This window comes from Terribacillus jepli (assembly GCF_047228925.1).
Taxonomy (GTDB): domain Bacteria; phylum Bacillota; class Bacilli; order Bacillales; family Amphibacillaceae; genus Terribacillus.
Genome location: NZ_JBFEGH010000008.1, coordinates 68347 through 80417, shown reverse-complemented (window position 1 = coordinate 80417; position 12071 = coordinate 68347). Strand labels below are relative to the sequence as shown.

Annotated in this window: 14 protein-coding genes; all 14 read left to right on the top strand. The window is 45.9% G+C overall.

Annotated elements, in window-relative coordinates:
- Window positions 1-6 precede the first annotated feature (6 nt).
- The 14 genes from AB1K91_RS10640 (at window position 7) to AB1K91_RS10575 (ending at window position 12071) form a co-directional block, all read left to right on the top strand.
- Entirely contained in the window at window positions 7-477 is a 471-nt protein-coding gene (locus AB1K91_RS10640) for a chemotaxis protein CheW (protein WP_413089831.1), read from the top strand.
- Entirely contained in the window at window positions 477-1121 is a 645-nt protein-coding gene (locus AB1K91_RS10635) for a chemotaxis protein CheC (RefSeq protein ID WP_413089830.1), read from the top strand. The genes AB1K91_RS10640 and AB1K91_RS10635 overlap by 1 nt, the downstream gene beginning before the upstream one ends.
- Window positions 1114-1608, top strand: a complete 495-nt coding sequence (locus tag AB1K91_RS10630) for a chemotaxis protein CheD (protein WP_413089829.1) — start codon at window positions 1114-1116, stop codon at window positions 1606-1608. Before AB1K91_RS10635 ends, AB1K91_RS10630 begins: the two co-directional genes overlap by 8 nt.
- A gap of 50 nt (window positions 1609-1658) precedes the next feature.
- A complete protein-coding gene (locus AB1K91_RS10625; protein ID WP_413089828.1) occupies window positions 1659-2435 on the top strand; it encodes a FliA/WhiG family RNA polymerase sigma factor in 777 nt (258 codons plus the stop codon).
- A 36-nt stretch (window positions 2436-2471) separates the two neighbouring features.
- Complete coding sequence (locus AB1K91_RS10620) at window positions 2472-2942, top strand: DUF6115 domain-containing protein (RefSeq protein ID WP_413089827.1); 471 nt, start codon at window positions 2472-2474, stop codon at window positions 2940-2942.
- A 164-nt stretch (window positions 2943-3106) separates the two neighbouring features.
- Window positions 3107-3853, top strand: coding sequence for a 30S ribosomal protein S2 (gene rpsB / locus AB1K91_RS10615; protein WP_093726572.1), 747 nt, complete (start codon window positions 3107-3109; stop codon window positions 3851-3853).
- Window positions 3854-3934: 81 nt separating this feature from the next.
- Window positions 3935-4816, top strand: coding sequence for a translation elongation factor Ts (gene tsf, locus AB1K91_RS10610; protein WP_413089826.1), 882 nt, complete (start codon window positions 3935-3937; stop codon window positions 4814-4816).
- Between the two features lie 67 nt (window positions 4817-4883).
- Window positions 4884-5609: a UMP kinase gene (pyrH, locus tag AB1K91_RS10605; RefSeq protein WP_093726570.1), complete on the top strand. Its 726-nt coding sequence runs from the start codon at window positions 4884-4886 to the stop codon at window positions 5607-5609.
- Window positions 5609-6166 (top strand): ribosome recycling factor, encoded by a 558-nt coding sequence (gene frr, locus AB1K91_RS10600; RefSeq protein WP_413089825.1) that lies wholly within the window; start codon window positions 5609-5611, stop codon window positions 6164-6166. Before pyrH ends, frr begins: the two co-directional genes overlap by 1 nt.
- A 144-nt stretch (window positions 6167-6310) precedes the next feature.
- Complete coding sequence (uppS, locus tag AB1K91_RS10595; protein WP_413089824.1) at window positions 6311-7075, top strand: undecaprenyl pyrophosphate synthase; 765 nt, start codon at window positions 6311-6313, stop codon at window positions 7073-7075.
- A 15-nt stretch (window positions 7076-7090) separates the two neighbouring features.
- A complete protein-coding gene (locus tag AB1K91_RS10590; RefSeq protein WP_413089823.1) occupies window positions 7091-7915 on the top strand; it encodes a phosphatidate cytidylyltransferase in 825 nt (274 codons plus the stop codon).
- A 25-nt stretch (window positions 7916-7940) separates the two neighbouring features.
- Complete coding sequence (gene dxr, locus AB1K91_RS10585) at window positions 7941-9086, top strand: 1-deoxy-D-xylulose-5-phosphate reductoisomerase (protein ID WP_413089822.1); 1146 nt, start codon at window positions 7941-7943, stop codon at window positions 9084-9086.
- Window positions 9087-9101: 15 nt separating this feature from the next.
- Window positions 9102-10358: an RIP metalloprotease RseP gene (gene rseP, locus AB1K91_RS10580; protein ID WP_413089821.1), complete on the top strand. Its 1257-nt coding sequence runs from the start codon at window positions 9102-9104 to the stop codon at window positions 10356-10358.
- 15 nt (window positions 10359-10373) lie between these two features.
- Window positions 10374-12071, top strand: coding sequence for a proline--tRNA ligase (locus tag AB1K91_RS10575; protein WP_413089820.1), 1698 nt, complete (start codon window positions 10374-10376; stop codon window positions 12069-12071).

The window sequence follows — 12071 nt, the reverse complement described above, 5'->3', positions numbered from 1 at the left end:
TTTATCATGGCAGAAGAAATCGTACAAGATGTAAAAGTGATCGTTTTTCAATTGAAAAACGAAGAATATGCAGTACCAGTTACACAAGTAGGTTCAATCGAGAAGATGGAACACATTACCAGGGTCCCGAATACGGAAGATTTCATCAAAGGTGTCATCAACATGCGCGGGGTCGTTACGCCGATAGTTGATTTGAGAAGCCGTCTTGGGCTGGAGGAAACCCCAGTCGATGAAAACACGAGAATCATCATCGTGGACTTGGAAGAGACCTCGATCGGTTTGATTGTTGATGCAGCCAATGATGTCGTCGATATTCCAGTCAATAAAATTGAAAAAGCACCGCAAGTGATCGGAGCGATCGATATCGATTACATTGACGGAGTAGTGAATTTGGAGGATAGACTTGTCATCTTGCTTGATCTTAGAAAAGTACTGAAATTCCATGAGATCGAAGCAATCAAGTCTATCGAAAGCTGATGTATGATCTTCAGCATATAACGGAAGATCAGCTGGATGCATTGAAGGAAGCTGGTAACATCGGGGCAGGTAATGCTGCTACTGCTCTTTCCTCCTTGCTTCAGCAGGATATTGACATGAAGGTTCCTGCGGTCAGAATTTGTCACTTCAATGAATTGATCGAATCGATCGGCGGAGCCGAACAGCCGCTGGCGGCTATATATCTCAGGGTTCAGGGGGATGCGCCTGGAAATATGTTTTTCCTCCTGGAGCCAAAAGAAGCGGAGCTATTCGTCCATTATATAACTGGTGATGCGAGTTTCTCATGGTCCAATACATCCAAAGATGACATTAACCTTTCTGCTTTGAATGAGATGGGAAATATACTGGCAGGAAGTTATTTGTCCGCAATAAGCGATTTCTCGAAAGTGAATATGCAGCCATCGGTTCCGCAAATCAGCGTCGATATGGGTGGAGCCATCCTGGCTAATGGTTTGATTGAAATCGCTCAAGAGAGTGATTATACAGTTGTCATTGATACTGTCATTTCACTCAGCCACACAAATCAGCAGCAGCATATGGTCGAAGGTAAATTCCTGCTCCTGCTCGACCCTGATGCATTCGGCTATTTATTCCGAGCCTTAGGAGTCGAGGAAGATGACTGAAACGGAAATATTGCATGTTGGGATCGCTGATGCCAAAATCGCCGTCCATCCACAGCATCTCCGAACCGCCGGGCTTGGATCATGTGTCGGGGTTGTCATTTATGATAAGCAAAAAAGGGTGGCGGGTATGGCGCATGTCATGCTCCCGGATTCGAATCTTGCCAAGCAAGCACAGATGAACCGCAATAAATATGCAGATACTTCCATAGATGATTTAATCGCGAACCTTGTGAGACTGGGGGCGAGCAACAGTCGCTTCAAAGCCAAGCTGGCAGGCGGAGCACAGATGTTTTCGTTTATGTCGACTGATGAAAAGATGCGGATCGGACCGCGTAATATCGAAGCAGTGGAACAGAAGCTTCGGGAATATCGGATACCTATCGAAAGCAAGGATGTCGGGGGTACCAATGGACGTACGATTGAATTTGATACCGAAACATGTGGATTGAAGATAAAAACAGTAAGTAAAGAGGAAGCGATCATATAATGGAGCAGCTTCAAGCTTGGGACAGAGCAGCAAACAAAGGAGGGAGTTTCATGATCAGTTATGGATCAGAAACAGAACAGCAGTATTGGAACAGCTGGTTTTATAAGAAAGATAGCGAAGCTGCCAATGAATTGATGCGGATGTATATGCATGTTGTCGAATACCATACGCAGCGCATCGCTGCTCACCTCCCCTCCAGTGTGAGCAGGGATGATGTCAGAAGCTTCGGTTATACGGGATTGTATGATGCTTTACAAAAGTTCGAACCAAGCAGGGATCTCAAATTTGAAACCTATGCTTCCTTCCGTGTCAGAGGAGCCATAATGGACGGTCTGCGGAAGGAGGACTGGCTTCCCCGGACGGTGCGGGATAAAGTGAAAAAAATAGAAGCAGCAGCAGCAGCGCTTGAACAATCCCTGGAAAGGAAACCGACCAGCATGGAGATTGCCAAGTCCACTGGATTAAGCCGGGATGAAGTCGAAGAAGCTGTGCGTGATGCGTTATTTTCCAATGTCCTCTCCATGGATGACAAACCAGCTCTGCCAAAGCAGGACAAACAGGATACAAGCTATGTACTACCAGATCTCAAGACACCCCAACCGGAAGAAGCAATGCTGCAGAAAGAACTCATAAACCAGCTGACAGATAGCATCAAGCAGCTGAATGATCATGAACAGCTTGTGATCAGCCTTTTTTACAAGGAAGAATTGACGTTTACAGAAATCGGACACATACTGGAATTGACGACATCGCGAATTTCGCAGATTCACAAACGTGCCGTTTTTAAATTACGGGAATCCCTAGCCAAGCTTTCAGCAATCAGCTGAAAGCTATTTCCACTTTATATAGAAAGAAGGTTTTCCATGCTCACACTATTAGTCTATGCCAGCCTTCTGCTTCATGTATTGACTTTCATCGCTATCCGTACATTGCAATCGAAGGTGACGCACCAGGAAAGCCAGCATCAAGAGGAGAAAAAAGCATACGAAGCGATGCTTGGTACCATCCTTGAAGAACTCAGGGAGGAGAATGAGCGACTTCTGAAGGGAAAGCCACCGAAGGCCCCTGTAAATGCCATTGCAAAAGAAAAAAACAGTCAGTCCGATTCTATTCCGGAAACAGCGGAGGACACAGTGCCTGAATCAGACTATCCACCTCCGCAGCCGGCAGAAGCGGAAGATGATATATCCATGTCCAATGTAGGGCGTGTTCTGCAGCTGAATGACCAAGGTCTGTCAGCTGCAGAGATTGCAAAACAGCTTGGAATGGGCAAAACGGAAGTAGAATTGATACTTCTCATGAAGAAAAATGGGGAAAAGCACAGAAATAGCTGAGAAACATGTCTAAGATGCTTGATTGACGGAAATAGCTGTGCTATATTTATTTTTGGTGTTAATACACACGTCTGCCGATTTTTACGGGAGGTGCTGACAAACTGTCAGTTCCCGATAAAAGATGAAGCAGTCGGAGGAGAAAAAACCATTAGGAGGAAAACACTATGTCAGTCATTTCAATGAAACAATTGCTTGAAGCTGGTGTTCATTTCGGTCACCAGACTCGCCGTTGGAACCCGAAGATGAAGAAATATATCTTCACTGAGCGTAACGGCATCTACATCATCGACCTTCAGAAAACAGTCAAGAAAGTCGACGAAGCGTACAACTACGTGAAAGAACTTGCTGCTGATGGCGGTACTATCCTATTCGTAGGTACGAAGAAACAAGCACAGGAATCTGTGAAAGAAGAAGCTATCCGTTCTGGACAGTACTTTGTCAACCAACGCTGGTTGGGCGGTACACTTACTAACTTCCAGACTATCCGCAAACGTATCAACCGTTTGAAATCCATCGAGCGCATGGAAGAAGACGGTACTTTCGAAGTACTTCCTAAGAAAGAAGTAGTAGGTTTGCTTAAAGAAAAAGAACGTCTTGTGAAATTCCTTGGCGGTATCAAAGACATGGAAAGAATTCCAGACGCTCTATTCGTTATCGACCCACGTAAAGAAAGAATCGCAATTGCAGAAGCTCACAAATTGAACATCCCAATCATCGGTATCGTTGATACGAACTGTGATCCGGACGAAATCGATTACGTGATCCCTGCGAATGACGACGCAATCCGCGCTGTCAAATTGCTTACTTCCAAAATGGCGGATGCCATCCTGGAATCCAAGCAAGGTGAAGAATTGGAAGACCAAGAAGCTCCAGCTGCTGAAGAAGAAGCTACAGAAGCTGTAAGCGAGTAATGGATGAAGGGTGATAAGGGGGGACCTTTTATCACCCTTTTTTAAAGACTAATTGTCCAAACCCCTAAGGAGGCATTTACGATGGCAATCACGGCACAAATGGTAAAAGAATTGCGCGAAAAAACTGGCGCTGGTATGATGGACTGTAAAAAAGCATTGACACAAACAGATGGAGATATGGAAAAAGCGATCGATTACCTTCGCGAGAACGGTATTGCGAAAGCAGCCAAGAAAGCGGACCGCGTCGCTGCGGAAGGTTCCACTTTCATCGCTACAGAAGGCGATTCTGCAGTATTGCTTGAAGTGAACTGTGAAACTGACTTCGTTACAAAAAACGATCAGTTCCAATCTTTGCTCAACGAACTTGCACAGCACATCCTTGCTGACAAACCAGCAAGCGTGGAAGAAGCTCTTGACCAAAAAATCAATGAAGAGCAAACTGTTGGTGAGTACATCAACGCTGCGATCGCTAAAATCGGAGAAAAAATCTCCCTTCGCCGTTTCGCTTTAGTGAACAAAACGGAAAACCAAGCATTTGGTGCTTACATCCATGGTGGCGGACGTATCGGTGTATTGGCATTGCTTGACGGTACAACTGATGCTGAGCTTGGTAAAGATGTTGCAATGCACGTTGCAGCGGTAAACCCTCGCTACGTTTCCCGTGATGCAGTGGCTGCTGACGAAGTGGAACGCGAGCGTGAAGTATTGAAAACACAAGCTCTAAACGAAGGCAAGCCAGAAAACATCGTTGAAAAGATGGTAGAAGGCCGCCTAGGCAAATTCTTCGAAGAGATCTGCTTGCTTGAACAAAGCTTCATCAAAGATCCAGATCAAAAAGTGAAGAAATACGTAACCGACAAAGGTGCTTCCGTTGTTAGCTTTGTTCGTTATGAAGTTGGCGAAGGTATGGAAAAACGCGAAGATAACTTCGTTGATGAAGTAATGAGCCAAGTTAAAAAATAAGGACGACAAAAGAGAGGGGACACTTGGTGTTCCCTTTTTTACAAAATACATACCTTTGGAGGATCCGATGACTACAGCACGCTATAAAAGAATCGTATTGAAACTAAGTGGAGAAGCATTGAGCGGCCAGGTTGGCTATGGTATCGAACCTTCAGTCATCCGCTCGATTGCGGAACAAGTGAAAGAAGTAGCTGAAATGGGAGTGGAAGTTGCGGTTGTTGTCGGCGGCGGTAACATCTGGCGCGGAAAAGTCGGCAGCGAAATGGGAATGGATCGTGCGAATGCTGACTATATGGGCATGCTTGCTACTGTGATGAATTCACTTGCGCTGCAGGATAGCCTGGAGAACCTTGGCATCCCGACGAGAGTACAGACTTCCATTGAGATGCGTCAGGTAGCCGAGCCTTATATCCGCCGCAAGGCAATTCGTCATCTCGAGAAAAAACGTGTTGTCATCTTTGCAGCAGGTACAGGTAATCCATATTTCTCAACAGACACAACTGCGGCTTTGCGTGCAGCTGAAATCGAAGCAGAAGTCATCCTGATGGCTAAGAATAACGTCGATGGTGTATACAATGCAGATCCTAAACTAGTAGCAGATGCAGTGAAGTATGATTCATTGACATATTTGGATGTCCTGAATGAAGGACTTGGCGTCATGGATTCAACTGCTTCTTCACTATGTATGGATAATGATATTCCATTGCTTGTCTTCTCTATCAGCGAAAAAGGAAATATCAAAAAAGCGGTTTCCGGTGAGAGCATCGGAACGATTATCAGGGGGAATAACTAATGTCAACAGCAATCATTTCGGATGCGCAAAGCAAAATGACACAAGCAGTACAGGCTTTCTCGAGACAGCTGGCGACTGTACGTGCAGGACGCGCGAATCCATCTCTTTTGGATAGTGTATATGTAGATTATTATGGTGCTTCCACGCCATTGAATCAGCTTGCAGGTGTAACTGCACCGGAAGCACGCATGCTTGTGATCACACCTTACGACAAATCAGCTATTTCTGACATCGAAAAAGCGATTCAAAAAGCAGACTTAGGCCTTTCTCCTTCCAGTGACGGTAATTTGATCCGCCTTAGCATCCCTGCATTGACAGAGGAGCGCCGGAAAGAATTGGTCAAGGTTGTGTCCAAGTATTTGGAAGAAGCAAAAGTACAGATTCGTAATGTTCGTCGTGACAGCAACGAGCAACTGAAGAAATCCGAAAAGAATAAAGAAATCACGGAAGATGATTTGAAGGGCTTCCAGGATGATGTGCAAACGGAAACGGATAAGCATATCAGTCAGCTTGAAGGTCTTGCGAAAGACAAAGAAAAAGAAATAATGGAAGTTTGACCCTTAACCATGTAAAATAAGTAGTACAAGACCCTCTTGCCAAAGGGGGTTTTTGCTCTTTTTGTGAGAAGCAAAGAGCAGTACTGCACAGGGCACCTATGGCTATCTAGTCATCAGAGAATAAAGCCCAATGGAGGATTCAAGATGATTAAACTTCCTTTTTTCAACAGGAAAAGAAGAATAGAATTACAGCCGTCGACACTGAAGCTTGAGAATATCCCCGAACATGTGGCCATAATCATGGACGGAAACGGACGCTGGGCGAAAAAACGCGGACTTCCGAGGATTGCTGGGCATAAAGAAGGGATGACGACAGTTCGGCGCATTGTAAAAGCTGCCAACCGGATTGATGTGAAAGTACTTACCTTATATGCCTTTTCCAAGGAAAATTGGAAACGTCCACAAACAGAAGTGGATTTCTTGATGAAGCTGCCGAAGGAGTTTTTGACGACATACTTGCCGGAGCTTATCGAAGAGAATGTCAAGGTACAGACAATCGGAGATCTGGAAGGGCTGCCGTCCTTCACCAGGGAAGCTGTTAAAGAAGCGATGGAAAAGACCAAACATAATGATGGTCTCATCCTCAACTTTGCCTTGAATTATGGCGGACGGTATGAGCTTGTACATGCTGTACAAAATATGATGCAGGACATCCACGACAATAAGCTGCAAATGGCAGATATTGATGAAACGTGTATTTCCCGCTATTTATATACGGAAAAAATGGCAGACCCTGATTTGATAATCCGTACGAGCGGTGAGCATCGTTTAAGCAACTTCCTCCTTTGGCAGAGTGCTTATGCAGAGCTCTGGTTTACGGAAGTACTGTGGCCTGATTTCGACGAGCTGCTGTTCGAGCAGGCAGTCAGTGATTTCCAGAACAGAAAAAGGCGCTATGGCGGTATTTGAGGTGAATAATTAATAATGAAGCAACGATTGATTACAGCGATTATTGCAGGAATATTTTTCATGGTATTCGTACTGCTTGGTAAGGTGTGGTTCGAGGCGTTCATTTATTTGATAGCGACCATTGCCTTCATCGAGCTTCTGCGTATGCGCAAAATAGCAAAATACAAAGTGCCATCCGTTGTGAGTGTCTTGCTGTTATGGGGACTGCTCTCCCCGGAATTGGGCATGATCAATACAATATTCGATATACATACCAATAAAACGGACATCCTGTTATTCTCCGTCATTCTTCTATTGAGCTACACGGTACTCGCAAAGAATCGGTTCACGTTTGAAGATGCTGGATTCCTGCTGATCACGGTTGTGTATATAGGATTCGGCTTCCTTTATTTCATCATTACAAGGAACGCCCCGAATGAAGTGATCGAAGGACATGTCGTAACCGGGTTATCCAAGTTCATTTTTGTACTGGTTGTTATATGGGCTACTGATTCAGGAGCTTATTTCTTCGGAAGAGCGTTTGGAAAACGTAAGCTATGGCCGACAATCAGCCCGAATAAAACGGTTGAAGGCGGTATCGGCGGACTTATTCTAGGCTGTATCGCTGGGGTTGTGTTCCATCTGATTTCGCCTGTGAGCGGATCCGTTTGGATCGTCGCGGGTGTTTGTATCCTGATTGCTGTCTTCGGGCAGCTTGGAGATATGGTCGAATCTGCTTTTAAACGACATTATCTTGTAAAGGATTCCGGAAAAATCCTGCCGGGGCATGGCGGAATATTGGATCGCTTCGACAGTATGATTTTTGTTTTCCCAATCCTGCATTTAATTCAATTCATTTAATAGAGTATTAAGAGGAGCGTGTCCGATGAAAACAATCGCGTTATTAGGTGCAACTGGTTCGATCGGCTTGCAGACATTGGATGTCATCCGCAACCATCCGGAGGCGTTCCGGCTGCATAGCATGGCGTTTGGCCGTAATATTGAAAAAGCGATGCCGCTTATCAAGGAATTCGAACCGGCTGTTGTCGTCGTACAAGATGAACCGACAAAAGAGAAGCTTCATCAGGCACTTCCACATGTAGAAATCCTGGTCGGTTCCAAGGGGATGGTAGCGATCAGTTCTGCCGGGGAAGTAGACGTCGTTGTAAATGCCGTTCTTGGAAGTATTGGTCTGGAAGCAACATTGGAAGCAATCCGGTCCAAAAAGCAAGTGGCATTTGCGAATAAAGAAACATTGGTTTCGGCTGGACACTTAGTCATGGCAGAAGCGAAAAAGCATGGTGTCAATCTGCTTCCGGTAGATAGTGAGCACGCAGCGATTTTCCAATGTCTGAACGGGGAGAAGCTCGAAGATGTAAACAAGCTGATCATCACTGCTTCCGGCGGAAGTTTCCGTGATAAGACAAGGGAAGAACTTAAGACTGTAACTTTGGAGGACGCACTGCGCCACCCGAACTGGAGCATGGGCCAGAAAATTACGATCGATTCGGCAACGATGATGAACAAAGGCTTGGAAGTCATCGAAGCTCATTGGCTCTTTGGAATCGATTATGAGGACATAGAAGTTGTCCAGCATCGGGAGAGCATCATCCATTCCATGGTCGAGTACAAGGATTACAGTGTCATCGCCCAGCTTGGCACACCTGATATGCGGGTGCCGATCCAGTACGCCCTCACCTACCCTGAAAGACTTGATTTAGCCGTTTCAAAAAGGTTAAACTTAGTGGAAATAGGCAAACTCCACTTTGAAGAAATGAGTATGGAACGATTCCCTTGTTTGCGCATGGCATATGAAGCGGGTAAGGCAGGAGGCACTGCCACGACCGTACTGAATGCGGCGAATGAGGAGGCGGTAGCCCTGTTTCTTGCAGGGAAAATCGATTTCCTGACGATAGAGGATTATGTAGCGCGGGCACTTGATGCACATGCTTATGAATCTTTCCCTTCTTTGGAAACAATCATGGAAACAGATCGTCTCACGCGGAGCCAAGTGAGGTCCTATATCCAATAAAGGCAGGTGCCCATTGTGACAACTATCATTGCGTTTATCCTAGTGTTCGGGCTGCTCGTTTTCGTGCATGAACTCGGACATTTGATTTTTGCGAAGCGAGCTGGCATGTTAGCACGTGAATTCGCCATCGGTTTTGGACCGAAGATTTTTACTTGGACGAAAAATGAAACTCTCTATACAATCAGACTGCTCCCGATCGGGGGATATGTCCGTGTTGCCGGTGAGGATCCTGAAATCGTGGAATTGAAGCCAGGTCATCATATCGGACTGGAGTTCAATGGAAAACAGGAAGTAACGAAAATCATCGTCAACAATAAGTCCAAGCATCCGAACGCTCGTGTCATCGAAGTCGAGAGTGCGGATCTGGATCACAGCCTGATGATTCATGGTTATGAGATAGGCGAGGAAGAACGCCTGTCTTTCCCTGTCCATGAGAAGGCAATGTATGTGATGGATGAGACGGAGACGCAAATCGCTCCCTATAATCGGCAATTCGCTTCCAAGAACAAGCGGCAGCGCGCAATGCAATTATTTGCCGGACCGTTGATGAATTTCCTGCTTGCGCTTGTGCTGTTTTTCATCCTTGCCCTTATACAGGGAGTACCAGCGGATAATGCAGCCGTGGGTACTGTACAAGATGGATCTGCTGCCCAAGAAGCCGGGATCCAATCAGGGGATGAGATAACGGCAATCGACGGTACGTCGGTACAGACATGGGAAGAGTTTACGGCCATCGTCCGTGAAAATCCGGAAAAAGAGCTTGAAGCGACGATTGTCCGGGATGGTCAAGAACGGCAGCTGCAGATCACTCCTGCACTTGTGGAAAGCGGCGACCAGAAAATCGGTCAAATCGGTGTAACGCTCGCGATGCAGAAAGATTTCCTTGGTGCGATTCCTTACAGCTTCCAGCAAACATATGAATTCGGAACGATGATCATTACCAATTTGGGACAGCTCATAACCGGTCAGCTCAGTATCGATGCGCTATCCGGACCAGTTGGTATTTATGATGCGACAGATCAGGTAGTGAAGACAGGTCTGATCAATCTTATCCAGTGGACAGCATTGCTCAGTGTCAATCTTGGAATCGTCAATCTTGTCCCGCTTCCCGCACTTGACGGCGGACGTCTGTTGTTCATCGGTGTGGAAGCATTGAGAGGTAAGCCGGTTGAGCCACAGAAAGAAGCGGTGGTCCACTTCATCGGATTCGCTTTGCTGATGCTTTTGATGATCGTGGTCACCTGGAATGATATACAGCGGCTATTTTTATGATGCAGAGGTGGAAGTATGCGACAAAGTAAAACATTTATCCCAACATTAAGAGAAGTGCCTGCAGATGCAGAAGCAATCAGCCATCAGCTGCTTGTCAAAGGCGGATATATCCGTCAGACTGCTTCTGGAATATACAGCTACCTGCCACTCGGTACGAAGGTGCTGCGAAAAGTGGAAGCGATCATCCGTGAGGAATTGGATCGCATCGGTGCGAGCGAGATGCTCATGCCGGCACTCCAGCCTGCAGAGCTTTGGAAAGAGACAGGCCGCTGGAAGGTATACGGACCTGAACTGATGCGACTGCATGACCGGAACAATCGAGAATTCGCCCTTGGTCCCACTCATGAGGAAGTCACGACTAGCTTAGTACGTGATGAATTGAACAGCTATAAGAAATTACCGCTTACAGTGTATCAGATTCAAACGAAGTATCGGGATGAACAGCGTCCTCGCTTTGGCCTTTTGCGAGGGCGTGAATTCATCATGAAGGATGCGTATAGTTTCCATGCGGATTATGAAAGTCTGGATGAAGCCTATGAGACTATCTCTGACGCTTATCATCGCATCTTTAAACGAGTAGGATTGAATTTCCGTGCCGTTGTCGCCGATTCAGGTGCAATGGGCGGAAAGGATACCCACGAATTCATGGCACTTGCTTCGATCGGGGAGGACACGATTGCCTTCAGTGATCAATCCGATTATGCGGCCAATATCGAGATGGCCCAAGTACTCGATCAAGGTCAAAAGCCTGAAGTGGATTCCATGCCTCTTGAAAAAATTGAAACACCGAACGTAAAGACGATGCAGCAAGTGGCGGATTATCTTGGTCACTCACTTGAAGAAGGTCTGAAAGCAGTTGTTTTCAAAGTGGATGATCGTCTTGTGATGGTCATTTCACGTGGTGATCATGAAATCAATGACATCAAAGTGAAGAATCTGTATCAAGCGCAGCTAGTCGAACTGGCAGCTGAAGCTGAAGTGAAGGAAATGATTGGTGCAGGGTTCGGCTCTCTTGGACCAATCAATGTTCCAAAAGAGATGGATGTCATTGCGGACAACGCTGTAAAGTATGCAGTGAATGTTACTTGCGGCGCCAATGAAGATGGTTTCCATTATAAGAATGTCAATCCGGAACGGGATTTCCAAGTGAAGCAATATGCTGATCTAAGATTCATCCAAGCTGGTGACCCATCACCGGACGGTCACGGAACTATCCAGTTTGCTGAAGGTATCGAAATTGGCCAGGTATTCAAACTAGGTGAATTTTATGCTGACAAAATGCAAGCAACTTTCCTGGATGAACAAGGAAAGGCTAAAAACTTGATTATGGGCTGCTATGGTATCGGCGTATCGCGTACACTTGCAGCTGCCGTCGAGCAGCACAGCAAGGAAGGCGCGATTGTATGGCCAAAATCCATCAGTCCATTCCAGGTGCATCTGATCAGCTTGAATCCTAAAAAAGACGTGCAGCGTGAACTGGCTGATCGTCTATATGAAAGATTACTTGAAGCGGGCGTCGATGTATTGTACGATGATAGAAAGGAACGTGCCGGTGTCAAATTTGCTGATAGTGATTTGATCGGTATCCCTGTTCGCGTCACAGTCGGTAAACTTGCTGCTGACGGCGAAGTGGAAGTGAAGTTCCGCGATATTGAACAAGAAGCAGTTTCACATGAGAATGATCTGTTGGATCGGATAGCTGCTTATCTATAA

Bases quoted from the DNA above. Each gene is read 5' to 3' on its own strand.
- AB1K91_RS10640 (WP_413089831.1), top strand. From the start codon at position 7: ATGGCAGAAGAAATCGTACAAGATGTAAAAGTGATCGTTTTTCAATTG.
- AB1K91_RS10635 (WP_413089830.1), top strand. From the start codon at position 477: ATGTATGATCTTCAGCATATAACGGAAGATCAGCTGGATGCATTGAAG.
- AB1K91_RS10630 (WP_413089829.1), top strand. From the start codon at position 1,114: ATGACTGAAACGGAAATATTGCATGTTGGGATCGCTGATGCCAAAATC.
- AB1K91_RS10625 (WP_413089828.1), top strand. From the start codon at position 1,659: ATGATCAGTTATGGATCAGAAACAGAACAGCAGTATTGGAACAGCTGG.
- AB1K91_RS10620 (WP_413089827.1), top strand. From the start codon at position 2,472: ATGCTCACACTATTAGTCTATGCCAGCCTTCTGCTTCATGTATTGACT.
- rpsB (WP_093726572.1), top strand. From the start codon at position 3,107: ATGTCAGTCATTTCAATGAAACAATTGCTTGAAGCTGGTGTTCATTTC.
- tsf (WP_413089826.1), top strand. From the start codon at position 3,935: ATGGCAATCACGGCACAAATGGTAAAAGAATTGCGCGAAAAAACTGGC.
- pyrH (WP_093726570.1), top strand. From the start codon at position 4,884: ATGACTACAGCACGCTATAAAAGAATCGTATTGAAACTAAGTGGAGAA.
- frr (WP_413089825.1), top strand. From the start codon at position 5,609: ATGTCAACAGCAATCATTTCGGATGCGCAAAGCAAAATGACACAAGCA.
- uppS (WP_413089824.1), top strand. From the start codon at position 6,311: ATGATTAAACTTCCTTTTTTCAACAGGAAAAGAAGAATAGAATTACAG.
- AB1K91_RS10590 (WP_413089823.1), top strand. From the start codon at position 7,091: ATGAAGCAACGATTGATTACAGCGATTATTGCAGGAATATTTTTCATG.
- dxr (WP_413089822.1), top strand. From the start codon at position 7,941: ATGAAAACAATCGCGTTATTAGGTGCAACTGGTTCGATCGGCTTGCAG.
- AB1K91_RS10575 (WP_413089820.1), top strand. From the start codon at position 10,374: ATGCGACAAAGTAAAACATTTATCCCAACATTAAGAGAAGTGCCTGCA.